Source organism: Pseudomonas sp. JV449 (assembly GCF_032424295.1).
Taxonomy (GTDB): Bacteria; Pseudomonadota; Gammaproteobacteria; order Pseudomonadales; family Pseudomonadaceae; genus Aquipseudomonas; species Aquipseudomonas marginalis.
This window is the reverse complement of sequence record NZ_VYKD01000026.1, coordinates 55,792-79,953: the sequence shown is the minus strand read 5'-3', so window position 1 is coordinate 79,953 and position 24,162 is coordinate 55,792. Positions and strand designations below refer to the sequence as shown.

Genomic DNA, 24,162 nt, shown 5'->3' with positions numbered 1-24,162 from the left:
ATGGAACGTATCGATCACCTGTTGCCCTGGGGCCACCTGGGCTGCGAGCGCCAACTGAGCGTGTTCCGTTTCGGCAGTGGCGAGCGCAAGGCCTATATCCAGGCCAGCCTGCACGCCGATGAATTGCCCGGCATGCGCGCCGCGTGGGAGCTGAAAAAACGCCTCGCCGAACTTGAAGCGCAAGGTGCCCTCAACGGCGTGATCGAGCTGGTGCCGGTGGCCAACCCGATGGGCCTGGGCCAGTTGCTGCAAGGCAGCCACCAGGGCCGTTTCGAAGTGGGCAGCGGCAAGAATTTCAACCGCGATTTCGTTGAGTTGAGCGAGCCGGTGGCCGAGTTGCTCACAGGCAAGCTGGGGGATGATGCTCACGCCAACGTGCGCATGATTCGCCAAGCGATGGCCGATGCGCTCAACGCATTGCCCGAGCCGAGCAGCCAATTGCAAGGCATGCAGCGCATCCTGCTGAGCCATGCGTGCAGCGCCGATATCGTCCTCGACCTGCACTGCGACGCCGAAGCCGCACTGCACATGTACGCGCTGCCCCAGCACTGGCCGCAGTGGCGTTCGCTGTCGGCGCACTTGAATGTGAAAGTCGGTCTGCTCGCGGAAGATTCCGGCGGCAGCTCGTTTGATGAGGCCTGCTCGTTGCCGTGGCTGCGTCTGTCCCGCGCCTTCCCTGACGCGCAGATCCCGCTGGCCTGCCTGGCGACTACCTTGGAGTTGGGCGGTCAAGCGGACACCGGTCGTGACGAAGCGATCTTCCACGCCGAAGGCATCCTCGCGTTTCTCGCCGAGCAAGGCCTGATCAAGGGCGAATGGCCGGCGCCGCAACACGAACCGTGCGAAGGCGTGCCCTTCGAAGGCACCGAATTGCTGTTCGCGCCCCACGCCGGGGTGATCAGTTACCTGCGTAAAGCCGGCGACTGGATCGAGAAGGGCGAGCCGATTTTTGAAGTGATTGACCCCCTGGAAGACCGCGTGAGCATTATCTGCGCAGGCACCTCGGGGGTGTTGTTTGCCGTTGAACGGCTACGTTATGCCCAAGCGGGTTTCTGGCTGGCCAAGGTGGCGGGGCGCGAAGCGCTGCGTCACGGGCGCTTGCTCAACGACTGACCACCTGTTTTTGTGAGAACCGACCGCATGTACAAACTTGAAGTCCAAGACCTGCATAAACGCTATGGCAGTCATGAAGTGCTCAAAGGCGTGTCCCTGGCCGCCGCGGCCGGTGATGTGATCAGCATCATCGGTTCCAGTGGTTCGGGCAAAAGTACCTTTTTGCGCTGCATCAACCTGCTGGAGCAACCCCACGCCGGCAAGATCCTGCTCAATAACGAAGAGCTGAAACTGGTGGCCAACAAGGACGGCGCCATGAAGGCCGCCGACCCTAAGCAACTGCAACGCATGCGCTCGCGCCTGTCGATGGTGTTCCAGCATTTCAACCTGTGGTCGCACATGACCGCGATTGAAAACGTGATGGAAGCCCCGGTGCATGTGCTGGGCGTGTCGAAGAAAGAGGCCCGTGAAAAGGCCGAGCACTATTTGGCCAAGGTCGGCGTGGGCCATCGCAAGGATGCGTTCCCCGGCCACATGTCCGGGGGCGAGCAGCAGCGCGTGGCGATCGCCCGTGCCCTGGCGATGGAGCCTGAGGTGATGCTGTTCGACGAACCCACCTCGGCCCTCGACCCCGAGCTGGTGGGCGAAGTGCTCAAGGTCATGCAGGACCTGGCCCAGGAAGGCCGCACCATGGTGGTGGTGACCCACGAAATGGGCTTTGCCCGTGAAGTGTCGAACCAGCTGGTGTTCTTGCATAAAGGCATCGTCGAAGAGCGTGGCAACCCGCGGGAAGTGCTGGTCAACCCGCAGTCCGAGCGGTTGCAGCAGTTCCTGTCCGGCAGCTTGAAATAATCAAGGCCGCTGCTTTCCCCCTGTAGGAGCGAGCTTGCTCGCGAAGATCGTCAACGATAACGCGGGAAGCCTGATGCCCCGTGGTGTTCTCAGGTTTTTCGCGAGCAAGCTCGCTCCTACAGGAAAGCAGGTCTTTATCGTTTTTGAGCTTTGTGTTGGTTTACGGGCTAGCATTGGCCCACGGCTTCTTTCACTGTTTTCGCTCCGGATAGCACTCCATGACCGCCCATAAAATTGGTTTCCTGATTTGGCCCAGCACAAAAGCACTCACGCTTGCGCTGGCTGAGGAGGCCTTGCGCGTTGCTCAGCGGGTGCATCCGGATGTGGTCTACGAGTTGTCGTTTCTGCTCGCAGAACCGGCGACCGAAGGGGCCTGGCAATTGCCGGGTGAGCCGTGGGCCGGCAAGCTGGAAGGTTTCCAGAAGCTGTTCCTGTTGGCTGACGAACCGCCCACGGCTATTGCCTCCCAGCTCAGCACTGCGCTCAAGCAGTTGGTGCGTGCTGGTTGTGTGATCGGCGGCTTGTCAGCGGGTGTGTACCCGCTGGCTCAGTTGGGTCTGCTGGATGGCTACCGCGCCGCTGTGCACTGGCGCTGGCAGGACGATTTTGCCGAGCGCTTCCCTAAGGTCATTGCCACCAGCCACCTGTTCGACTGGGACCGTGACCGTTTGAGCGCCTGCGGTGGCATGTCGGTACTCGACCTGTTGCTGGCGGTGCTAGCCCGCGACCACGGCGCCGAGCTGGCGGGCGCGGTGTCGGAAGAACTGGTGGTGGAGCGCATCCGCGAAGGCGGCGAGCGCCAGCGCATTCCCTTGCAAAATCGCCTGGGCTCCAGCCATCCGAAGCTGACCCAGGCGGTGTTGCTGATGGAAGCCAACATCGAAGAACCGCTTACCACCGACGAGATCGCCCAGCACGTGTGCGTGTCGCGACGACAACTGGAACGGATCTTCAAGCAATACCTCAATCGCGTTCCCAGCCAGTACTACCTGGAACTGCGCCTGAACAAGGCGCGCCAGATGTTGATGCAAACCAGCAAATCGATCATCCAGATCGGCCTGTCCTGCGGCTTCTCGTCGGGGCCGCATTTCTCCAGCGCCTACCGCAACTTCTTTGGCGCCACCCCACGTGAAGATCGCAACCAGCGGCGCAGCAGCAGCCCGTTCGAGTTGTCGTCAGTGCCGTCCGAGCGCGGCTGAGCATCCTCGCTTATTCCTCCATGGGTCTCGGGGTTCCCGGGGCCATCAGCGCCACGCCGAACTCGTCGAACATCGCCTCTTCCACGCCCAGTTCGTAGCCTGTCTGGCGGTAATAGTCGCGCAGCAGCTCGATGCTCTGATCGGACAGTGGGTTGCCGCTGAGGTCGGAGTCATCGTTGAGTGGCAACGGCATTTCCAACAGGTCGCTGGGCACGTCGACGATTTCGTTGTCACTCAAGTCCAGCACCCGCAGGCGGCCCAGGGCAAAGACGCCTTCCGGCACGTGTGTCAGCCCGCAGTTGTGCAGGTAGATCGACACTAGCCGTCCAAGGTTGCGGATGTCGGGAATAAATATCAGCGGGTTGTCACTCAGGTCCAGGTATTCCAGGTGGATAAGGCGTGAGAGCTGCTCTTTGCTCTCGCGGGTCAGACGGATATGGTTTTCCGCCAGCTTCAGATAGCGCAGGCGTCGGAGGCCGAACACCGAGGCGGGGATATCCAGCAGTGTGTGGCGTTCGAGGGTCAGGCTGACAAGGTTGGGGAAGCAGCGCAGCAGACCGTCCACTTGCTGGTTGGTACCGTCTCCGATGATCTCCAGCAGGCTCACGTGATCGAACTGCGCACTCAGCATCGGCATGTCCCCCAATAACTGGCCGTGGAACACCAGTTTATGGCTGTGGCGGGTGAAACCGTTGGAGTCGTCCAACTCGCCCTCCCGGCGCCAGCAGCGTTCGAGCAAATCCTTGAAGCCCAGGCGACGGATTTGTTCTTCGGCCCGCGCGCCCTCGTCCAGCACGGTGTCGAGCAGTGGGTCTCTGGAGGGGACCTCCATAGCCCAGGCTTGGAGGTGTGCCTGCAGGTCCTGATACTCGCCATCCAGGCGCGTGATGTGCAGGTCTACGGTGTCCAGGTCGCCCGGTAACTGGAAGTACACACGGCTGACCTCGCGGTTGTTGAGGCTTGGGTACAGTGCTTGTAGCTGTTGCAGTTGGGGTTGGGGGGCCGGCGCGTTCCAGTGCTCGCCAGTGGCCTGGCAGTAGGTTTTGATGCGGGCGAGGGTGTGCCGTGACAACGGATTATCCGACAGGTCAAAGGCTGCGCTGAGGGTGGCGGGCAGTTGGAAGCCTTGATCGGGAATCTGCTCGATGGCGTTGTGACTCAGGTCTACCCGTGTCCGGGCGATGTTGCCCGCCAGCAGCGCCGGTGGAATTTCCCGCAGGCCGGTGTTGCTCAGTGACAGGCTGGTCAGGGCTGTCAGGCGATTGAAGTCCGGTAGCCAGACCAGGCGGTTATTGGCCAGGTCCAGGTGTTGGAGGTGGGTCAGGCTGGAAAGCACCTGGGCGCTGGCGGGGTTCAGTTCAATGGCGCAGCGATCCAGGCGCAGATGGGTCAGCCGCTCCAGTTGCGGCAGGGTCCTGGGCAAATGCATCAGGGTATAGCGCTCGATGGACAGGCGCTCCAACTGTGGAAAGCTGCGCAGAAACGCGTTGGGCTGCAGGGTGGATGCATTGCCGGACAGGCTCAGTGATGAGACATGGGGGAAGGGCGTGCTCAGGGCGGGAATATCGCCGCTGATGGGGTAGGGCAGGTTGAGTGTGAAGCGCGGGAGACGCCCTGGGGCGTGTGTGTCCTGCTCGGTTTCCCGACGCCAGCCGGCTTCGAGCGTGTCCACGAACAGTGAGCGATAGGTGCGCTCCTGGGCGGACACTTGCTCGTCGTCGGCCCAAGGTGCCAGCGTTTGGCGAATCTGCGGGTATTCGATTTCAAGCTGCGCCAGCGCTGCGCGGCCTGCGTCCAGGTTGCCCGGGAAATCGAAGATGAGCTGATTGATGTCATTGTCCGACAGCGTTGGGTAAAGGCGTCTGGCGCTTTGGATTTCGGTGCCGGGCGCGTCAATGTCCCAGCGGCCACCGGTTCTTTGGTAGTACCCCTTGACCCGCTCCAGCGTGGGTCCCGACAGCGGGTTGCTGGAGAGGTCGAACTTGCGGCTGGTTTCTACCGGCAACTCGAACAGCGCCGGAGGCAGTTCGCGGATCTGGTTATTGGACAAAACCGCCAGTTCCAACTGTGGACGGTTCAGCAGGCCTGGCGGCAAATCACGGATGCCGGTGTAGCTCAGGTCCAAGTGTTGCAGGTGGGCCATGTGGGTAACGCTGGGCGTCAGGCCCAGAGGGTTGTTATACAGGTCCAGGGTCTTCAGGAGAGTCATGCTGCCAAGGGCCACCCGAGTTTCTTCGGTCAGGGTAATGTTGCAGTCGCTCAATATCAGCGCGTCGAGGCTGGGCAGTTGCGCGATGCTTGGCGCAAGGCCACCCAGGTAAAACTGGCTGACGTTCAGGTGACGCAGGCGTGGGAACAACTGCACGAAGTCATTGATCTGCAGTGCGGTGTGCTGACCCTTGAGCTCCAGCAGGCTGATGTGCTCGAAGCGTGCCGTGAGCCTGGGCAGTTCGCCGTAGATCGGGATCGTCAGTTGCAGCTTGTGGCCATTGAGGAGCAGTTGGTCATGGTAGTGATCAATCGCGGTTTCCTGGCGCCAGCCGCGCCTGACCTCCTGGGCCCACAGGGCACGGTTGCGTCGCACGTACTGGTATTCCCGGGGCGTCAGTGGTGCTTCAGTGATGGGGTGGAAGGTGGGCGTCATGTGTTCCCAGACGGCGAGGTCGGTGTCCAGTTTGTTGTATTCGACCTGCAGGGTTATCAGGGTCGCCAAGGCTCCGCCGGGACGGCTTTCCAGGGTCTGTACCAGGTCGGCGATCTGTTCCGCAGGGAGGCTGGGCAGCAAGTGCTGGGCGCGCTGCTCAAGCGTGGGCTGCGGCTCGGCGGCTGGTGGCCGTGACGGCCCTGCTGCCTGATAACCGTCCATGCCGCCACGCAGGCGCATGACTGTGGGGTCGAACGTCGGTTTGCGGTAAGTGTCTGCGCTGAGCAAGGTGCGCAGCCGCTCGCGATCGAGCACGTGCTCGCCAATCGCCTGGCGCAGGCGCTCGCCCTGGCCGATGTGGATGTTCAGGGCGTCGCGCTGGCTATCGGGGATCGCCTGGAGGATGGCGGTGAAGAAATCGGTGTCGCCAAACACCGGGCCCTTTTCATCGACAGGCGTATAGCGGCCCGATTCGGTATGGATGACGATTCGCTTGAGCGGCGCGTCTTCGGCGCCGATAGCCTCCAGCAACGGGCCGTCGCTACGGTACTGCCGGACTTCCAGGCGCATGCGCGTCGACCATCCGGGCAGGCGCTCCAGGGACAGCAGCGCGAGCAGGTGAGTGTCGGGGTTGTCGACGGCGTCCAGGTAGAGCCCTTCGTAAGCACGGGTGGTGCGCACATCCAGTTGGGCGGCTGCGGCTTGCTCGGCTATATGCGTCGGCACCTTGCCTTGGTCGATGGCTTGCAACTCGTCGCCGGTGGCATTGGCCAGCAGTTCATGGGCGACGCTGACGGGCAGGCCGGGCTCGGGAGCGGCGTCGATGATTTTTTGCAGCGCTGCCCCCGGGCTATGTTCTTCGCTGCGGTAGCGGGAATCGAACAGCGAGAAGCGTTTTTCGTGGGCAAGGCGGGCGATCTTTTTGCGCAGGGCCGCGGCGCGAATAGACGCATGGGAGGCGGGCTGGTCGGCGGGTTCTTCAAGCAGTGCTTTGCGCTCGGCTTCATCCAAACTCTCCACCAGCACGCGTAGCAGATCACCATTTTCCAATTGGCTTTCATGGATCTGTACCACGCTAGCGTCGGGCCGGCCAAGAAACTCCCATTGGGTTTTCCCTTGGGTATCCAGGAACCGCAAGGTCTTGGAGGCGGGCCACAGGCCGTAGCTGGTGAGTATCTGCAACTGTGTCTGAACGTCCGCCTGGCCATAGATGAGCGGGTCATCGCTGTTGAGTTGCGTGATGAAGTCTTGCAGCGCTAGATCGATCTTGAAGCGCTTGAGGGTATCGGCCAGCAGCGGCGGCGGCGTTTGCCCGGTGTGGTGCATCTGGCGCAGCGCGTTGTCGTGGGTACCGCTGACGCTGCGCGCCTGCTGCAAGCGCGCGTCATCCAGGCCTTCGGCCGGGTAGCCGAGACGCCGCATCAGTGTGGCGCTGTCCCAGCTCAGCGGGCGGTCCAACTCGGTAATCCAGGCGCCCTGGCCGTTGCTGATCACCTGCGGCTGGTAGGCCGACGCACGGCTGGGGTGCTGCACAAAATAGCGCTGGCTGATGGGGTCTTGCCGGACGGTGTAATAGTCGTCGCCCACCTGCAGCAGGTTTTTGCCGTTGAAGCGGTACACGCCTTTCTCATCAGGACGTACGCCGCTGGGCGGGCTCTGTTTGAGACGATAAGGCTCAAGATCGGGCTTCCACAGGCGTTCGCCGCCATCGGGTCTGGTCACGGGTGTGAGGCCATCCAGAAACCCCAGGCACTCACTCGGCAGCACTTTGCGCAGAATGCCCTGGGCGATGGGGATGCCTGTGGCAAACAGGCCCAATTGCACCAGTTGCTCGATAAACCCCATAGCATGTCCGAAGGCTTCCTGCACCTGGCCTTCAGCCCAGTCGATAACCCCTTCGAAGGCTTCGTCCAGCAATTGGTAGGCGGTGTAGCCGAGCATGAGCATGCCCAGTGGCGGCACAAAGGGGGTGGCAATCAGGGCGACGACTTGCAGCAGTGCCGAGGCGATTTTTTGCACCAGGTCCCAGCGCTCCCAGCGCGCTTTCTGGTTGGCGCTGGCGGTGCTCACTGCCTGGCTGCGCGCGTCGTTCAGCAGTTTGCTCAACTTCATCTGATGCAGGTAATGGAACAGCGGCTGCTTGATGGGAATGCCACGAAACTGCAGGTTTGCTCGCTCCACCTCGCTGCCGCGCCAACTGGGCAGCGGATCGCCCGGTGTATGCGAGTGCCAGGTCACTTGGCTCAGGCGGCCCGTGAGGTCGGCGAAAAAACGCCCCAGGTCGGCATGGTCGACAAAGCGGCTGAAGAAGTGCTGAAAGTCCGAGGCGCGCAACCGTGCGGTGAGCGCCTGGATAAACGCCTGCGTGCTGGCGTATTGCTTGATGGGGTGCTGCGGGTCGTCAGGGATATAGACGATCACCGGCACCGGCTCGCGGCTTGCATCCAGGTCCTGGGAAAACAGTACGATCCCGGTCAGGCGGCTGGACATGATCACCAGCTCATGAGCGACCCACATCGGGCAGTGCTGTCCGTGATCAATCAGGCTGTGGACCGCGTCGTAGCCGGTTTGCGGGATGTCGCCCTTGAGCAGTGCCATGTACAGCGAGCGTTTGAGCGCGCTGCTCAGGCTCTGCTCGACCTTGTATTGCAGGGCGGCCATGGCCACAGGGTTGTCCAGCCCCAGGTAATCTTCGAGATAGCGCTGATAGCGCCCGCCGATATCCAATTCACGGCAGAGGGTGGCAAATTGGGCAATGGTGATGCGTGCGTCAACCGCCGGCAGGCTTTGGAAATGCCCGGCGGCGTTGGGTTGGCTGCTGAAACCGGAGTTGCGCTCGTAGGCATCGGGCTGTGCTTCGGCGGGCTCGAAGTTGTGCAGCGCGGCGTTGAGCAGTGAAACGCTCCACGTACGCGAGGCCCCGGCCTGAACCCGAAACCCCGCAAGCGTCAATGGCACATAGAGTTGCAGCCAGGTGCTGCGCACATCCAGATCGACGCTGTATTGGCGCTTCAGCGCCGGTTGCAGCAGTTCGGCGCCGAAGGTTTGCGGGCTTTTGAGGCCGGCCAGAGCCTTGTCTACCTGATTCTGCCGGGTCCAGGCTTCGCCGTTGAGACGCTTGAGTTCGGCGTGCTGGGTGGCGGAGGCGTTTTTGTACCAGTCGGGAAAACTCCCGGACACTTCGCCCAGGGTGGAACGCCTGGCTGGCGTGGCGTCACCCAGCCAGTGGGGAATGGCCTGCATGACAATGGTGTGGCGAACTTCGCCGTTGGCGGGTGCGGGGAGGGGAGGCATGGGATCGATCCTTGACAGTATGAGTGTCTTTTCAGCAGACCAGTCGGCACGCGATCGACGGCGGTAGATAGTTGGTGCGGTGTGCTTCTGCGGATTCGCGAACATCACCTGCCCATGGAGCCGGCACACGGTTTAAACTGCGCCATTGCGACGCTATTTGTCGCATTGGCGTAAACCCGCCTAAATCGCGGGTTGGCGCTATAAGAAGTTGTCGCTTGGCGGCAAGGCCGCTCTGAAAACTGTCCTTACAATCCCTGCATCGCCCGCCAGTTCCAGGCAGGCGTTCCTCTTCAGGAGACTCCGATGTCCGTTGAGCAAGCCCCGGTGCAACGTGCCGATTTCGACCAGGTCATGGTTCCCAACTACGCCCCTGCTGCGTTCATCCCCGTGCGCGGCGCAGGTTCGCGCGTATGGGACCAGGCGGGTCGCGAGCTGATCGACTTTGCCGGCGGCATCGCGGTCAACGTATTGGGCCACGCCCATCCGGCGCTGGTCGGTGCATTGACCGAGCAGGCCAACAAGCTGTGGCACGTCTCCAACGTCTTCACCAATGAGCCGGCCCTGCGCCTGGCCCATAAGTTGATCGACGCCACGTTTGCCGAGCGCGTGTTCTTCTGCAACTCGGGCGCTGAGGCCAACGAGGCCGCATTCAAGCTGGCCCGTCGCGTGGCGTTCGACCGTTTCGGCAGCGAGAAGTACGAGATCATTGCCGCGCTGAACAGCTTCCACGGCCGTACCCTGTTCACCGTCAACGTCGGTGGCCAGTCGAAGTACTCCGATGGTTTCGGGCCTAAAATCACCGGCATCACCCACGTCCCTTATAACGACCTGGAAGCGCTGAAAGCCGCCGTATCGGACAAGACCTGCGCCGTGGTGCTGGAACCGATCCAGGGCGAAGGCGGCGTACTGCCGGCCGAACTGGCTTACCTGCAAGGTGCCCGCGAACTGTGCGACGCCAACAATGCGCTGCTGGTTTTCGACGAAGTGCAGACCGGCATGGGCCGCAGCGGCCATCTGTTTGCCTACCAGCACTACGGCGTGGTGCCCGACATCCTCACCAGCGCCAAGAGCCTGGGCGGCGGTTTCCCGATCGCGGCGATGCTCACCCGTGAAGACCTGGCCAAGCACCTGGTGGTCGGTACCCACGGCACCACCTACGGCGGCAACCCGCTGGCGTGCGCAGTGGCCGAAGCGGTCATCGACGTGATCAACACCCCTGAGGTGCTGGCCGGCGTCAACGCCAAGCACGACCTGTTCAAGGCGCGCCTGGAGCAGATCGGCAAGCAGTACGGCATCTTCACCGAAGTGCGCGGCATGGGCCTGCTGATCGGTTGCGTACTGAGCGATGCGTTCAAAGGCAAGGCCAAGGACGTGTTCAACGCGGCCGAGAAAGAAAACCTGATGATCCTGCAAGCCGGCCCCGACGTGGTGCGTTTTGCGCCGAGCCTGGTGGTGGAAGACGCGGACATCAACGAAGGCCTGGATCGTTTCGAGCGTGCGGTAAAAACGCTGACCCAAGCCTGATAGCGACACCTTCTGCCGGCTGGACTGGGTCAAAAATGTGGGAGGGGCGGTGCGACGATTCGACTTGCCCCCTCCCACACTGGAATATGCCCCACATGAAGATATGGGGTGTTCCTGACCTGTTCGGTATTTTTTTCCTGTGAGTTCTAGAGTTAAGGAGTGACACCATGCTGGTGATGCGCCCCGCGCAAATGGCTGATCTGGGCGAGGTACAGCGTCTGGCTGCGGACAGCCCGATTGGTGTCACCTCCTTGCCGGATGATGTGGAACGCCTGAGCGACAAGATCGCCGCCAGCGAAGCGTCCTTCGCGGCCGAGGTGAGTTTCAACGGTGAAGAAAGCTATTTCTTCGTGCTGGAAGACACCGAGACCGGCAAGCTCGCCGGCTGCTCGGCCATCGTCGCCTCGGCCGGTTACTCGGAGCCGTTCTACAGTTTTCGTAACGAGACCTTCGTGCACGCCTCCCGCGAGCTGAAGATCCACAACAAGATCCACGTGCTTTCCCAGTGCCATGACCTCACCGGAAACAGCCTGCTCACCAGCTTCTACGTAGTGCCGGAGCTGGTCGGTTCGCCGTGGTCGGAACTCAATTCCCGTGGCCGCCTGTTGTTCGTCGCCAGCCACCCCGAGCGCTTTGCCGACTCGGTGGTGACCGAGATTGTCGGCTACAGCGACGAGAACGGTGATTCGCCGTTCTGGGATGCCATCGGCCGCAACTTCTTCGACCTCAACTACGCTGCCGCCGAGCGCCTGTGCGGGCTGAAAAGCCGTACGTTCCTCGCCGAGCTGATGCCGCATTACCCGATCTACGTGCCGCTGTTGCCGGACGAAGCCCAGGAAGCCATGGGCCAGGTGCACCCGCGTGCGCAGATCACCTTCGACATCCTGATGCGCGAAGGCTTCGAGACTGACCACTACATCGACATCTTCGACGGCGGCCCAACGCTGCACGCACGGGTCTCGGGCATTCGCTCGATCGCCCAGAGCCGTGTGGTGCCGGTGAAGATCGGCGAGATGGTCAAGGGTGTCGGCCGCCAGTACCTGGTGAGCAACGCGCAGTTGCAGGATTACCGCGCGGTCATGCTGGAGCTGGACTACGCGCCGGGCAAACCGGTGACCCTGGACCTGGCAGCCGCCGAAGCCCTTGGTGTTGGTGAAGGTGCGAGTGTGCGCCTGGTAGCGGTATAAACAGAGTGTCGCGGGTGGCTGGCAGCAGCGGCCCGTCTGAGGAGATAGCATGATCGTTCGTCCCGTACGCAGCAGCGATTTACCGGCCCTGATTGATCTGGCGCGCAGCACCGGCACCGGCCTCACCACCTTGCCGGCCAACGAAGAGCGCCTGACCCACCGGGTTGGCTGGGCGGAAAAAACCTTTCGTGGCGACGCCGGGCGCGGTGATGCCGACTACCTGTTCGTGCTGGAAAACGACGAAGGCCGCGTGGTGGGGATTTCCGCCATCGCCGGTGCCGTCGGCCTGCGCGAGCCCTGGTACAACTTCCGGGTCGGCCTGACGGTCAGCGCCTCCCAGGAACTGAATATCTACCGTGAAATTCCGACGCTGTTCCTGGCCAACGACCTCACCGGCAATTCCGAGCTGTGCTCGTTGTTCCTGCATGCCGATTACCGCAACGGCCTCAACGGCCGCATGCTGGCCAAGGCGCGCCTGCTGTTTATCGCCGAGTTCCCACAGCTGTTTGGCAACAAGATCATCGCCGAGATGCGTGGCGTGTCCAACGACGCCGGGCGTTCGCCGTTCTGGGAAAGCCTGGGCCGGCACTTCTTCAAGATGGAATTCAGCCAGGCCGACTACCTGACCGGCGTGGGCAACAAGGCGTTTATCGCTGAGCTGATGCCCAAGTTTCCGTTGTACAGCTGCTTCCTTTCCGAGGACGCGCGCAACGTGATCGGCAAGGTCCACCCGGACACCGAGCCGGCGTTGAGCATGCTCAAGAGCGAAGGCTTCAGCTACCAGGGCTACGTCGATATTTTCGACGCCGGCCCGGCGGTGGAGTGCGAGACCGCCAAGATCCGTGCGGTGCGCGACAGCCAATCATTGGTGTTGGCCATCGGCACACCGGGGGACGACGCCACGCCGTTCCTGATCCATAACCGCAAACGCGAAGATTGCCGCATCACCGCCGCACCGGCGCGCCTGGCGGCAGGCACGCTGGTGGTCGATCCGCAAACCGCCAAGCGCCTGCAACTGGTGGTGGGTGATCAAGTGCGTGCCGTACCGTTGTCTGCTGCTCGGGAGTCGAAATAATGAATTCGTTGTATATCGCAGGTAGCTGGCTGGCTGGCCAGGGTGAACTGTTTGAATCGCGTAACCCGGTGACCCAGCAGGTGCTGTGGGTCGGTAATGGCGCCACGGTCGAGCAGGTCGAGTCGGCCGTGCAGGCCGCGCGCCAGGCGTTCCCGGCCTGGGCCCGGCGCCCGCTGGAAGAGCGCATCAGCGTGCTGGAAGCCTTCGCCGCGAGCCTGAAAAGCCGCGCCGATGAAATCGCCCGCTGCATCGGCGAGGAGACCGGCAAGCCGCTGTGGGAGTCGGCCACCGAAGTCACCAGCATGGCCAACAAGATCGCGATCTCGGTGCAAAGCTACCGCGAGCGTACCGGCGAGAAGAGCGGCCCCCTGGGCGACGCCACCGCCGTATTGCGCCACAAGCCCCACGGCGTGGTGGCGGTGTTTGGTCCTTACAACTTCCCCGGTCACCTGCCCAACGGGCATATCGTCCCGGCGTTGCTGGCGGGTAACACCGTACTGTTCAAGCCCAGCGAGCTGACCCCGAAAGTCGCCGAGCTGACCGTGCAGTGCTGGATCGACGCCGGTTTGCCGGCGGGCGTGTTGAACCTGCTGCAAGGCGCGCGCGAGACCGGCATTGCGTTGGCCGCCAACCCCGGTATCGACGGGTTGTTTTTCACCGGGTCCAGCCGTACCGGCAATCATCTGCACCAGCAATTCTCCGGGCGCCCGGACAAGATCCTGGCCCTGGAAATGGGCGGCAACAACCCGCTGGTGGTGGATGAAGTGGCCGACGTGGATGCGGCGGTCTACACCATCATCCAGTCGGCGTTTATCTCTGCCGGCCAGCGTTGCACCTGTGCCCGTCGCTTGCTGGTGCCGGAAGGTGCCTGGGGCGATGCGTTGCTGGCGCGGCTGGTGGCGGTGAGTGCGACGATTGAAGTCGGCGCGTTCGACCAGCAACCGCCGCCGTTCATGGGCTCGGTGATTTCCCTGGCAGCGGCAAAAGCCCTGATGGAGGCCCAGGAACTGATGTTGGCCAATGGCGCCGTGGCACTGTTGGAGATGACCCAGCCCCAGGACCAGGCCGCCTTGCTGACCCCAGGCATCATCGACGTAACCGGCGTGACCGAGCGCGAAGACGAAGAGCTGTTCGGCCCGTTGTTGCAGGTGATCCGCTACGCCGATTTCGCGGCGGCGATTGCCGAAGCCAACAACACCCAGTACGGCCTGGCCGCGGGCCTGTTGTCCGATTCCGAGGCGCGTTACCAGCAATTCTGGCTGGAAAGCCGTGCAGGCATCGTCAACTGGAACAAACAGCTGACCGGCGCCGCCAGCACCGCGCCATTTGGTGGGGTAGGGGCCTCGGGCAACCATCGCGCCAGTGCGTATTACGCGGCGGATTATTGTGCGTACCCGGTGGCGTCGCTTGAAACGCCAAGCCTGGTGGTACCGGCCACGCTAACCCCCGGCATTACGCTGATCTAAATGTGGGAGGGGGCTTGCTCCCGATGGCGGTGTGTCAGTCACCTGATTGATCAACTGACAGACTGCTATCGGGAGCAAGCCCCCTCCCACACTGGATTTGTGGTGTGTTGAAGATTTTTGAAGCCTATAAAAACAGATGTTCGTGGAGCCTCGCCGATGAAATCCTATGAAGTCAATTTTGACGGTCTAGTGGGGCCGACCCATAACTACGGCGGTTTGTCCTTCGGCAACGTCGCGTCCCAGAGCAACAGCCAGCAGCATTCCAACCCCAGGGAAGCGGCGTTGCAGGGCCTGCAGAAAATGAAAGCCCTGATGGACATGGGCTTTGTGCAAGGCGTGCTCGCGCCCCAGGAGCGTCCGGACGTAGCGGCGTTGCGCAACCTCGGTTTCAGCGGCACCGACGCCCAGGTCATCCAGCAGGCGGCCAAGCAGGCCATGCCGTTGTTGGTCGCCAGTTGCTCGGCATCGAGCATGTGGGTGGCCAACGCCGCCACCGTCAGCCCGAGCGCCGACACGGCAGATGGCCGCGTGCATTTCACCGCCGCCAACCTCAATTGCAAATACCACCGCAGCATCGAACACCCCACCACCAGCCGCGTGCTGGGGGCGATGTTTGCCGACCAGAAGCACTTTGCCCACCACGCCGCGTTGCCGGCGGTGGCGCAGTTCGGCGACGAAGGTGCGGCCAACCACACGCGTTTCTGCCGTGAGTACGGCGACGCGGGCGTGGAGTTTTTCGTGTTCGGGCGCAGCGCGTTCGACCCCCGTTACCCGGCCCCGCAGAAGTACCCGGCGCGCCAGACCCTCGAAGCCTCCCAGGCCGTCGCCCGCCTGCATAGCCTGAAGGATGAAGGCGTGGTCTACGCCCAGCAGAACCCGGCGGTGATCGATGCCGGCGTGTTCCACAACGACGTGATCGCGGTGGGCAACGGCGAGGTGCTGTTCTATCACGAGGACGCATTCCTCAATACCGAACAGATGCTGGCCGAGTTGCAGGGCAAGTTGGGCAAGCTGGGCGGCAACTTCCAGGCGGTGTGTGTGCCGCGTGCCCAGGTCAGCGTCGAGGACGCGGTGCGTTCCTACCTGTTCAACAGCCAGTTGCTGACCCGCGCCGACGGTTCGATGTTGCTGATCGTGCCGGAGGAGTGCCGCGCCAACGAGCGCGTCTGGCAGTACCTGCAAGGCCTGACGGCGTCCGCTGGGCTGATCCGCGAAGTCAAAGTCTTCGACCTCAAGCAAAGCATGCAGAACGGCGGAGGCCCGGCGTGCCTGCGCCTGCGCGTGGCCCTGAACGAAACCGAGCTGGCAGCGGTGAACCCAGGGGTTATCATGACCGCGCCGTTGTACGACACACTGACCCAATGGGTCGACAAGCACTACCGCGACAGCCTGCGCGAAACCGACCTGGCTGACCCGCAATTGCTACTTGAGTGCCGGACGGCACTGGATGAACTGACGCAAATCCTTAAACTGGGCTCGGTTTATCCTTTCCAGATCAATTAACGCCACCTCTTTTTACACCCTATGGCTGAGAATTATTTATGAGCACCGACACCCTGCAACTGATCCTTGAAGACACCGACGGTACCCAGCTGGAAACCTCCTGCACCCGCGTCGCCGTGGTCTGGCAGGGCAAGGAAATCTGGATCCAGCACGACGGCCGTGGCCAACTGCTGATCGGCGTGGACGTGGAAGAAGGCGACGCCGAATACGCCAACCTGTTGATGCGCCCCCTGGCCACCAACCTGATGAGCCTGCAACTGGAAATGGAACCGGCCGACGTTGAAGGTGATGACGACGATCACGTCCATGGCCCAGGCTGCAACCACTAAGGAAGCTGCGTATGCTCGCCCTCGGCAAACTGCTTGAACTGACCCTCGCCGGTCGCGAACCGGCGCAAAAAATTCAACTGACTGTCGACGGCGTGCAGATGCGCTGGCTCAGCGAGGGCGCACTCGAAGTGCGCCCGCCGCAGGCAACGGACAATGGCAGCGACCTGCTGCTGTCGTCCGGCATCCATGGCAACGAAACCGCGCCGATCGAATTGCTCGACCGCCTGTTGCATGGCATCGCCCGTGGGGAGATCAAGCCCCGCACCCGTATTCTGTTCCTGTTCGGCAACCCTGAGGCCATGCGCCGCGGCGAGCGTTACCTTGAACTGGACGTCAACCGGCTGTTCAACGGCCGGCATGAAAAAAACATCGGCCCTGAAGCCATGCGCGCCGCCGAGCTTGAACAACTGGCCCGCAGCTTCTTCAGCTTGCCTGGCCGTTCGCGCCTGCATTACGACCTGCACACCGCCATCCGCGGCTCGAAGATCGAGCAGTTTGCGCTGTACCCCTGGAAGGAGGGGCGCCAGCATTCACGTCACGAACTGGCGCGCCTGAACGCTGCTGGCATGGAAGCGGTGCTGCTGCAGAACAAGAGCTCGATCACCTTTACCGCGTTTACCTATGAGCAGCTGGAGGCCGAGGCTTTCACCCTGGAACTGGGCAAGGCACGGCCGTTCGGGCACAACCAGGGCGTGAATGTCTCCCGCCTGGAGCTGCGCCTCAAGCAGATCATCGAAGGCACCGAGCCTGAGACTGACAGCCTGGACGGGTTGAAATTGTTCGCCGTGTCGCGGGAAGTCATCAAGCACAGCGATGCATTCCTGCTGCACTTGCCGGCGGACGTGGAAAACTTTTCGGAATTGGAAAAGGGTTATCTGCTGGCCGAAGACGTGGCCAAGACCCGTTGGGTGATCGAGGAGGAGGGGGCGCGCATCATCTTCCCCAACCCGAAGGTGAAGAATGGCTTGCGGGCGGGGATATTGATTGTGCCAACCACAGAGGCCGGGCTGGCGTAGATCTGAGCCTTAACCTGGTCCAAATGTGGGAGGGGTGTAGCCCCCTCCCTCATCTTGTTTTGCAGTGTTGCTTAGACCGCTACCGCCCGTGGCTCGCTGCGACGGATCGCCCGCACCTTGTGCAGGGTGTCGGCGCATGTACGTGCAGCTTCCTGGCCCTTGTGCACGAAGTGCTCATGGAAGAACGCGGTGTGTTCGCTGCCGGCATGGAAGTGATGCGGCGTCAGGGACACCGAGAACACCGGCACTTCGGTTTCCAACTGCACCTGCATCAGGCCGCTGACCACCGACTGGGCCACGAACTCGTGACGGTAGATCCCGCCGTCCACCACCAGCGCGGCGGCCACGATACCGGCGTAACGACCGGTCTTGGCCAGCAGCTTGGCGTGCAGGGGCATTTCAAAGGCGCCGCCGACTTCGAAGAAATCGATGTCCGATTCCTGGTAGCCCTGGGCGATCATTTCGGCGAGGAAGCCTTTGCGGGATTGGTCGACAATATCCTTGTGCCAGCAGGCCTGGATAAACGCGACGCGCTCGCCGTGATGGTTTTTGCTTTTGCTGTCGATTGCGGTGGGTTGCATGTTCTGACTCCTGTTTAAGAAAAAAACAGGGCGTTATGAATCGAATGGGATTTAAGGGTACGAACCGCCGAGTCATGCAGGCATGCGCTCGGCGTGCGGCCCTTAGGTGCCAATCCCGTTCTCTCTTCATCCGGACTATGACCGTCGGCCCCGGGATCACACCGGGTCTGCTGACCTTGTCGCCGTCCTGCGTGAGCAGTTCGAGGCGCCAAGCGCTCGCGGGCTATGCACCTTGCGTGCAATTACCGCCGGTGGGGAATTGCACCCCGCCCTGAGAACGTTGCCACCAGAACCCTGGTGGCGGAGAGTTTTTAACATGGTTTTTCATAAACTGCACGAGCGTCGTATCGATAAGCTATATCGGTTTGTTTGGTTGGTATTCGATTGAGAACGCGTGGGGCTTGATATTCCGCGGCTTTGCCCGCAGTAATCATCCTCATAAGAATCTTAATGAACCCCTTCGAGGCTTGTTTCATGTCTGTGATCGACCTGCGCAGCGACACCGTGACCCAACCCACCGCCGGCATGCTCGACGCCATGGCCAATGCCGCCAGCGGCGATGACGTCTACGGCGAAGACCCCAGCGTCAACCGCCTGGAGGCCGAGCTGGCCAAGCGCCTGGGCTTTGCGGCCGCGCTGTTCGTGCCCACCGGCACCATGAGCAACCTGCTGGCGCTGATGGCCCACTGTGAGCGTGGCGAGGAGTACATCGTCGGCCAGCAGGCCCACACCTATAAATACGAGGGCGGCGGCGCGGCCGTGCTGGGTTCGATCCAGCCGCAGCCGCTGGACGTGCAGGCGGATGGCTCCCTCGACCTGAATCAGGTGCTCGAGGCCATCAAGCCCGACGACTTCCACTTCGCCCGCACCCGCCTGCTGGCCCTGGAAAACACCATGCAGGGCAAGGTGCTGCCGCTGGACTACCTGGCGAAGGCGCGGGCGTTTACCCGCGAACATGGCCTGGCCCTGCACCTGGATGGCGCGCGACTCTACAACGCGGCGGTCAAGCTTGGGGTCGATGCGCGGGAGATCGCCCAGCATTTCGACTCGGTGTCGGTGTGCCTGTCCAAGGGCCTCGGTGCGCCGATCGGCTCGGTGCTGTGCGGCTCCACGGCGTTGATCGCCAAGGCACGCCGTTTGCGCAAGATGGTCGGCGGTGGCATGCGCCAGGCCGGTTCCCTGGCGGCAGCAGGGCTGTATGCCCTGGATCACCAGGTGCAGCGCCTGGCCGACGACCACGCCAATGCGCAATGGCTGGGCGATGAGCTGCGCAACGCCGGTTACGCGGTGGAGCCGGTGCAGACCAACATGGTCTACGTGCAGATCGGCGACCAGGCCCAGGCCTTGAAGGCGTTTGCCGCCGAGCGTGGGATCAAGTTGAGTGCTGCGCCGCGCCTGCGCATGGTGACGCATCTGGATGTGAGCCGGGCGCAGATCGAGCAAGTGCTCAAGGCATTCGTCGATTTTTCGCGCAAATGAGTGTGCAGACCGTCTAATTGAACCTCTCTATCGCATAAACACGCTGTACCACCGGCAAAGGGCCGATATAATGCGGCCTTTTGCCGTCGCTCCGTCTGATGATGTTGCGCACTGGCCTTTGGCCGCAGCCTCCGTGGAAGAACCTATGAAAAGCGCAGAAATCCGTGAAGCCTTCCTTCGCTTCTTCGAAGAGCAAGGTCACACCCGTGTCTCCTCCAGCTCCTTGATCCCAGGCAATGACCCAACCCTGCTGTTCACTAACGCGGGGATGAACCAGTTCAAGGACTGCTTCCTGGGCCAGGAAAAACGCGCCTACACCCGCGCCACCAGCAGCCAGAAGTGCGTGCGTGCCGGCGGCAAGAACAGTGACCTGGAAAACGTCGGCTACACCGCCCGCCACCACACGTTCTTCGAGATGCTGGGTAACTTCAGCTTTGGTGATTATTTCAAGAAAGACGCGATTACCTTCGCCTGGACCTTCCTGACCGGCGTGTTGAAGCTGCCCAAGGAAAAACTCTGGGTGACCGTCTACGCGACGGACGACGAAGCGTATGACATCTGGACCAAGGAAATCGGGGTGCCCGTCGAGCGCATGATTCGTATCGGCGACAACAAGGGCGCGCCTTACGCGTCCGATAACTTCTGGACCATGGGCGACACCGGCCCATGCGGCCCCTGCACCGAGATTTTCTACGATCACGGCGCCGACATCTGGGGTGGCCCACCGGGCTCGCCGGAAGAAGACGGCGACCGTTACATCGAGATCTGGAACAACGTGTTCATGCAGTTCAACCGCACCGCCGATGGCGTGCTGCATCCGCTTCCAGCGCCTTCGGTAGACACCGGCATGGGTCTGGAGCGGATCAGTGCGGTGATGCAGCACGTTCACTCCAACTACGAGATCGACCTGTTCACCAACCTGTTGAGCGCGTCGGCCGCAGCCATTGGTTGTGCCAATGAAAGCCAGTCGTCCCTCAAGGTGGTGTCGGACCACATCCGTTCCTGCGGTTTCCTCATCGCCGACGGTGTACTGCCGTCCAACGAAGGCCGTGGCTACGTGCTGCGTCGTATCATCCGTCGCGCCTGCCGTCACGGTAACAAGCTGGGCGCCACTGGCAGCTTCTTCTACAAGATCGTGGCCGCGCTGGTTGCCGAGATGGGCGATGCCTTCCCGGAACTCAAGCAGCAGCAGGACAACATCGAGCGTGTGCTCAAGGCTGAAGAAGAACAGTTCTCCAAGACCCTGGAGCACGGCCTGAAGATTCTGGAGCAGGACTTGGCCGAGCTCAAAGGCACCGTGGTGCCGGGCGATGTCGTGTTCAAACTGTACGACACCTATGGCTTCCCGATGGACCTGACCGCCGACATCGCCCGTGAGCGCGAGCTGACCGTCGACGAAGCCGGGTTTGAGCGTGAGATGGAAGCCCAGCGCGTGCGCGCCCGTTCCGCCAGTTCCTTTGGCCTGGACTACAACACCCTGGTCAAGGTTGACGTGCCCACCGAATTCACCGGTTACAAGGCGACCGTCGGCGCGGCCAGGATCGTTGCCATTTATAAAGACGGCAAGTCGGTCGACGTGTTGAGCGAAGGCGAAGAAGCGGTTGTGGTCCTGGACCAGACGCCGTTCTACGCCGAATCCGGTGGCCAGGTCGGTGACTGTGGTTTCCTGAGCTCGACCTCCGGTCGTTTCGAGGTACGCGACACCACCAAGACCGGCGGTGCGTTCCTGCATCACGGCGTGCTGGTGCTGGGCAACCTGACGGTCGGTGCGCCGGTGGACACCCAGGTCGATGCCGACGTACGCCATGCCACCGCGCTGAACCACTCGGCCACGCACTTGCTGCACGCCGCGCTGCGCCAGGTGCTGGGCGAGCACGTCCAGCAGAAGGGGTCGTTGGTCGACAGCCAGCGCCTGCGTTTCGACTTCAGCCACTTCGAAGCGATCAAGTCTGAGCAGATCAAGGCCCTGGAAGACATCGTCAACGCTGAGATTCGCAAGAACTCCCCGGTAGAAACCGAAGAGACTGACATCGAGACGGCCAAGGCCAAGGGCGCCATGGCGCTGTTCGGCGAGAAGTACGGCGACAACGTGCGCGTGCTGAGCATGGGCGGCGACTTCTCGGTGGAGCTGTGTGGCGGTATCCACGCCAACCGTACCGGCGATATCGCCCTGCTGAAAATCATCAGCGAAGGCGGCGTGGCGTCGGGTGTGCGTCGTATTGAGGCGGTGACCGGCGCTGCGGCCCTGGCCTACCTGAATGCGGCTGAAGAACAACTCAAGGAAGCGGCCAGCCTGGTCAAGGGCAGCCGCGACAACCTGATCGACAAGTTGTCCGCCGTTCTGGAGCGCAACCGTGCGCTGGAGAAACAGCTGGAGCAGTTGCAAGCCAAGGCGGCCAGCGCTGCGGGCGACGATCTGTCGGCTTCGGCCGTTGACGTCAAGGACGTGAAAGTCCTGGCTGCACGCCTGGACGGTCAGGACGGCAAGGCGCTGTTGGCCCTGGTCGATCAGTTGAAGAACAAGCTCGGCCGCGCAGTGATCCTGCTCGGCAGTGTCCATGAGGAGAAGGTCGTGCTGGTTGCCGGTGTAACCAAGGACCTGACTGGCCAACTCAAGGCCGGTGATTTGATGAAGCAAGCCGCTGCGGCAGTGGGCGGGAAGGGCGGTGGTCGTCCGGACATGGCGCAAGGCGGTGGTGTAGACGCCAGTGCCCTGGACGCGGCCCTGGCCCTGACCGTGCCATTTGTCGAGGCAGGTATTTAAGGCACTGTTAACCTGCCCGTGGTCTAGTCACGGGCTGTTCTGTGCTGGTTGATTGGATATTAGGCGCCCCTTTACGGGCTGAGGCGGCTTGGAAATGGCTTTGATCGTACAGAAATTTGGAGGCACCTCGGTCGGCTCTGTCGAAAGAATCGAGCAGGTGGCCGACAAGGTTAAGAAATTCCGCGATGCCGGTGACGACCTGGTCGTGGTGCTGTCGGCCATGAGCGGCGAGACCAATCGCCTGATCGAACTGGCCAAGGCCATCAGTGGCGAGCAACAGCCGCTGCCGCGTGAGCTGGATGTGATCGTGTCCACCGGCGAGCAGGTGACCATCGCCTTGCTGGCCATGGCCCTGAACAAGCGTGGCGTGCCTGCCGTGTCCTACACTGGCAGCCAGGTGCGCATCCTCACCGACAGCGCGCACACCAAGGCGCGGATCCTGCAGATTGACGACCAGAAAATTCGCACTGATCTGAAAGCCGGTCGCGTGGTAGTTGTAGCGGGCTTCCAGGGTGTGGACGAGCACGGCAACATCACCACCCTCGGGCGTGGCGGTTCTGACACCACCGGTGTGGCCCTGGCTGCGGCCCTCAAGGCTGACGAGTGCCAGATCTACACCGATGTGGATGGCGTCTACACCACCGACCCGCGTGTGGTGTCCGTGGCCCAGCGCCTGGACAAGATCACCTTTGAAGAGATGCTGGAAATGGCCAGCCTCGGTTCCAAGGTGTTGCAGATCCGCGCGGTGGAGTTCGCCGGCAAGTACAACGTTCCGCTGCGCGTATTGCACAGCTTCAAGGAGGGTCCGGGCACCCTCATTACTATTGATGAAGAGGAATCCATGGAACAGCCGATCATTTCCGGCATCGCTTTCAACCGCGATGAAGCCAAGCTGACGATCCGTGGCGTGCCAGACACCCCGGGCGTGGCCTTCAAGATTCTGGGCCCTATCAGCGATGCGAATGTTGAAGTCGACATGATCGTGCAGAACGTCTCGCACGATAACACCACCGATTTCACTTTCACCGTGCACCGCAACGAGTACGATGCGGCGTTGAAAATCCTGGAGAACACCGCGAGCGAAATTGGCGCCCGTGAAGTGGTCGGCGATACCAAGATTGCCAAGGTCTCGATCGTAGGTGTGGGCATGCGTTCCCATGCCGGCGTTGCCAGCCGCATGTTCGGGGCTTTGGCCAAGGAAAGCATCAATATCCAGATGATCTCTACCTCGGAAATCAAAGTCTCGGTGGTGATTGAAGAGAAGTACCTGGAGCTGGCTGTACGCGCGCTGCATACCGCTTTTGAGCTGGATGCTCCGGCCCGACAGGGCGAGTGATGCAATGCCAGGAAGGCGCGGTTTACCGCGCCTTTCATTTTTTTGTAGGGCGCATGGTCTTTTGCGTGCGCTCGACAATACTTAGGCCGTTAGGGCTATGGCTATCGAGTCGTAGGTCGAACGCCTTTTTTTTGCAGACTGTTGTTCCTGAAATGAAATGCGTGAGGAGAAAGGTATGCTGATTCTGACTCGTCGGTGCGCAGAAAGCCTGATTATCGGTGATGGCGAAATCACCGTGACCGTGCTCGGCGTCAAAGGCAATCAAGTGCGTATCGGGGTTAACGCTCCGAAAGAGGTGGCGGTTCATCGCGAGGAAATCTTCTTGCGGATCAAGAAAGAGAAGGACGAAGAACCAAGCCTTTAATTTTTATCGTTTTTTATGTTTGCAAACGGGGATGAACGTGGTTAATATACGCCCCGTGTTGCGGAGAGCTGGCCGAGTGGCCGAAGGCGCTCCCCTGCTAAGGGAGTACACCTCAAAAGGGTGTCGGGGGTTCGAATCCCCCGTTCTCCGCCATTATTTGCTTAGTACGTTGCAATCTGGTTTTTTCGTTAAGTTGTTGAAATTAAACGAAAAAATAGCTTTACATAGAGATTGAACGGCCTATAATGCGCGGCAACAAATGCACTCGTAGCTCAGCTGGATAGAGTACTCGGCTACGAACCGAGCGGTCACAGGTTCGAATCCTGTCGAGTGCACCATTTAAGAGTTAGTTGCAGTAATGCAGGTAGCTCGGCTTCAACCAGTTGTGATCTGGTCTAAAAACACAATATGCACTCGTAGCTCAGCTGGATAGAGTACTCGGCTACGAACCGAGCGGTCACAGGTTCGAATCCTGTCGAGTGCACCATACAAACAA

General features: G+C 61.5%; 16 protein-coding genes, 3 tRNA genes and 1 riboswitch. Of the genes, 17 read left to right on the top strand and 2 right to left on the bottom strand.

Annotated features, from left to right (window positions below):
• From F6S08_RS23065 to argR, 3 genes are all read left to right on the top strand, one after another.
• On the top strand, nucleotides 1-1,113 hold the full coding sequence (locus tag F6S08_RS23065; RefSeq protein WP_065926196.1) for a succinylglutamate desuccinylase/aspartoacylase family protein: 1,113 nt from the start codon (nucleotides 1-3) through the stop codon (nucleotides 1,111-1,113).
• A gap of 27 nt (nucleotides 1,114-1,140) precedes the next feature.
• Complete coding sequence (locus tag F6S08_RS23060) at nucleotides 1,141-1,905, top strand: ABC transporter ATP-binding protein (RefSeq protein WP_010208310.1); 765 nt, start codon at nucleotides 1,141-1,143, stop codon at nucleotides 1,903-1,905.
• Nucleotides 1,906-2,123: 218 nt separating this feature from the next.
• Nucleotides 2,124-3,104, top strand: coding sequence for a transcriptional regulator ArgR (gene argR, locus F6S08_RS23050; protein ID WP_065947832.1), 981 nt, complete (start codon nucleotides 2,124-2,126; stop codon nucleotides 3,102-3,104).
• A 10-nt stretch (nucleotides 3,105-3,114) separates the two neighbouring features.
• Here the strand turns inward: argR and F6S08_RS23045 are convergent, their stop codons facing one another.
• On the bottom strand, nucleotides 3,115-9,042 hold the full coding sequence (locus tag F6S08_RS23045; protein ID WP_315872382.1) for a dermonecrotic toxin domain-containing protein: 5,928 nt from the start codon (nucleotides 9,040-9,042) through the stop codon (nucleotides 3,115-3,117).
• A 303-nt stretch (nucleotides 9,043-9,345) separates the two neighbouring features.
• Here F6S08_RS23045 and F6S08_RS23040 point away from each other — a divergent pair, with 303 nt between their 5' ends.
• From F6S08_RS23040 to astE, 7 genes are all read left to right on the top strand, one after another.
• Nucleotides 9,346-10,566 (top strand): aspartate aminotransferase family protein, encoded by a 1,221-nt coding sequence (locus F6S08_RS23040; protein ID WP_027607765.1) that lies wholly within the window; start codon nucleotides 9,346-9,348, stop codon nucleotides 10,564-10,566.
• 167 nt (nucleotides 10,567-10,733) lie between these two features.
• Nucleotides 10,734-11,753 (top strand): arginine/ornithine succinyltransferase subunit alpha, encoded by a 1,020-nt coding sequence (gene aruF / locus F6S08_RS23035; protein WP_003175655.1) that lies wholly within the window; start codon nucleotides 10,734-10,736, stop codon nucleotides 11,751-11,753.
• 49 nt (nucleotides 11,754-11,802) lie between these two features.
• On the top strand, nucleotides 11,803-12,828 hold the full coding sequence (gene astA / locus F6S08_RS23030; RefSeq protein ID WP_027607767.1) for an arginine N-succinyltransferase: 1,026 nt from the start codon (nucleotides 11,803-11,805) through the stop codon (nucleotides 12,826-12,828).
• The gene (gene astD, locus F6S08_RS23025; RefSeq protein WP_161985743.1) at nucleotides 12,825-14,294 is read left to right on the top strand and encodes a succinylglutamate-semialdehyde dehydrogenase; all 1,470 of its coding nucleotides are present in this window, start codon (nucleotides 12,825-12,827) and stop codon (nucleotides 14,292-14,294) included. The genes astA and astD overlap by 4 nt, the downstream gene beginning before the upstream one ends.
• 156 nt (nucleotides 14,295-14,450) lie before the next feature.
• Entirely contained in the window at nucleotides 14,451-15,797 is a 1,347-nt protein-coding gene (gene astB, locus F6S08_RS23020) for an N-succinylarginine dihydrolase (RefSeq protein ID WP_315872381.1), read from the top strand.
• Nucleotides 15,798-15,835: 38 nt separating this feature from the next.
• Nucleotides 15,836-16,126, top strand: a complete 291-nt coding sequence (locus F6S08_RS23015) for a hypothetical protein (protein WP_027607770.1) — start codon at nucleotides 15,836-15,838, stop codon at nucleotides 16,124-16,126.
• Between the two features lie 11 nt (nucleotides 16,127-16,137).
• Nucleotides 16,138-17,142, top strand: a complete 1,005-nt coding sequence (gene astE / locus F6S08_RS23010; protein ID WP_065926191.1) for a succinylglutamate desuccinylase — start codon at nucleotides 16,138-16,140, stop codon at nucleotides 17,140-17,142.
• A gap of 71 nt (nucleotides 17,143-17,213) precedes the next feature.
• Here astE and F6S08_RS23005 read toward each other — a convergent pair whose 3' ends face one another.
• Nucleotides 17,214-17,723 (bottom strand): 6,7-dimethyl-8-ribityllumazine synthase, encoded by a 510-nt coding sequence (locus tag F6S08_RS23005; RefSeq protein ID WP_065926190.1) that lies wholly within the window; start codon nucleotides 17,721-17,723, stop codon nucleotides 17,214-17,216.
• 113 nt (nucleotides 17,724-17,836) lie between these two features.
• Nucleotides 17,837-18,006: riboswitch (FMN riboswitch) on the bottom strand.
• A 191-nt stretch (nucleotides 18,007-18,197) separates the two neighbouring features.
• On the opposite strand from F6S08_RS23005, the gene ltaE reads away from it, so the two are divergent.
• From ltaE to F6S08_RS22970, 7 genes are all read left to right on the top strand, one after another.
• Nucleotides 18,198-19,202 carry a low-specificity L-threonine aldolase gene (gene ltaE / locus F6S08_RS23000; RefSeq protein WP_065926202.1) on the top strand — a complete coding sequence of 335 codons (1,005 nt, stop codon included), beginning with the start codon at nucleotides 18,198-18,200 and terminating at the stop codon, nucleotides 19,200-19,202.
• A gap of 145 nt (nucleotides 19,203-19,347) precedes the next feature.
• The gene (gene alaS, locus F6S08_RS22995; RefSeq protein ID WP_315872380.1) at nucleotides 19,348-21,966 is read left to right on the top strand and encodes an alanine--tRNA ligase; all 2,619 of its coding nucleotides are present in this window, start codon (nucleotides 19,348-19,350) and stop codon (nucleotides 21,964-21,966) included.
• A gap of 94 nt (nucleotides 21,967-22,060) precedes the next feature.
• Nucleotides 22,061-23,302 (top strand): aspartate kinase, encoded by a 1,242-nt coding sequence (locus F6S08_RS22990; protein ID WP_027607775.1) that lies wholly within the window; start codon nucleotides 22,061-22,063, stop codon nucleotides 23,300-23,302.
• A gap of 175 nt (nucleotides 23,303-23,477) precedes the next feature.
• Nucleotides 23,478-23,666: a carbon storage regulator CsrA gene (gene csrA / locus F6S08_RS22985; protein ID WP_003233512.1), complete on the top strand. Its 189-nt coding sequence runs from the start codon at nucleotides 23,478-23,480 to the stop codon at nucleotides 23,664-23,666.
• A 62-nt stretch (nucleotides 23,667-23,728) separates the two neighbouring features.
• Nucleotides 23,729-23,819 (top strand) — tRNA-Ser (locus F6S08_RS22980).
• Nucleotides 23,820-23,927: 108 nt separating this feature from the next.
• A tRNA-Arg gene (locus F6S08_RS22975) sits at nucleotides 23,928-24,004 on the top strand.
• 72 nt (nucleotides 24,005-24,076) lie between these two features.
• Nucleotides 24,077-24,153: transfer RNA gene (locus F6S08_RS22970), tRNA-Arg, on the top strand.
• Nucleotides 24,154-24,162 lie beyond the last annotated feature (9 nt).

What these genes read in the sequence shown, in the direction of transcription:
- aruF (WP_003175655.1), top strand. Translation starts at nt 10,734, where the DNA reads ATGCTGGTGATGCGCCCCGCGCAAATGGCTGATCTGGGCGAGGTACAG.
- astB (WP_315872381.1), top strand. Translation starts at nt 14,451, where the DNA reads ATGAAATCCTATGAAGTCAATTTTGACGGTCTAGTGGGGCCGACCCAT.
- F6S08_RS23015 (WP_027607770.1), top strand. Translation starts at nt 15,836, where the DNA reads ATGAGCACCGACACCCTGCAACTGATCCTTGAAGACACCGACGGTACC.
- astE (WP_065926191.1), top strand. Translation starts at nt 16,138, where the DNA reads ATGCTCGCCCTCGGCAAACTGCTTGAACTGACCCTCGCCGGTCGCGAA.
- F6S08_RS23005 (WP_065926190.1), bottom strand. Translation starts at nt 17,723, where the DNA reads ATGCAACCCACCGCAATCGACAGCAAAAGCAAAAACCATCACGGCGAG.
- F6S08_RS22990 (WP_027607775.1), top strand. Translation starts at nt 22,061, where the DNA reads ATGGCTTTGATCGTACAGAAATTTGGAGGCACCTCGGTCGGCTCTGTC.
- F6S08_RS23045 (WP_315872382.1), bottom strand. Translation starts at nt 9,042, where the DNA reads ATGCCTCCCCTCCCCGCACCCGCCAACGGCGAAGTTCGCCACACCATT.
- argR (WP_065947832.1), top strand. Translation starts at nt 2,124, where the DNA reads ATGACCGCCCATAAAATTGGTTTCCTGATTTGGCCCAGCACAAAAGCA.
- alaS (WP_315872380.1), top strand. Translation starts at nt 19,348, where the DNA reads ATGAAAAGCGCAGAAATCCGTGAAGCCTTCCTTCGCTTCTTCGAAGAG.
- csrA (WP_003233512.1), top strand. Translation starts at nt 23,478, where the DNA reads ATGCTGATTCTGACTCGTCGGTGCGCAGAAAGCCTGATTATCGGTGAT.
- F6S08_RS23040 (WP_027607765.1), top strand. Translation starts at nt 9,346, where the DNA reads ATGTCCGTTGAGCAAGCCCCGGTGCAACGTGCCGATTTCGACCAGGTC.
- F6S08_RS23065 (WP_065926196.1), top strand. Translation starts at nt 1, where the DNA reads ATGGAACGTATCGATCACCTGTTGCCCTGGGGCCACCTGGGCTGCGAG.
- F6S08_RS23060 (WP_010208310.1), top strand. Translation starts at nt 1,141, where the DNA reads ATGTACAAACTTGAAGTCCAAGACCTGCATAAACGCTATGGCAGTCAT.
- ltaE (WP_065926202.1), top strand. Translation starts at nt 18,198, where the DNA reads ATGTCTGTGATCGACCTGCGCAGCGACACCGTGACCCAACCCACCGCC.
- astA (WP_027607767.1), top strand. Translation starts at nt 11,803, where the DNA reads ATGATCGTTCGTCCCGTACGCAGCAGCGATTTACCGGCCCTGATTGAT.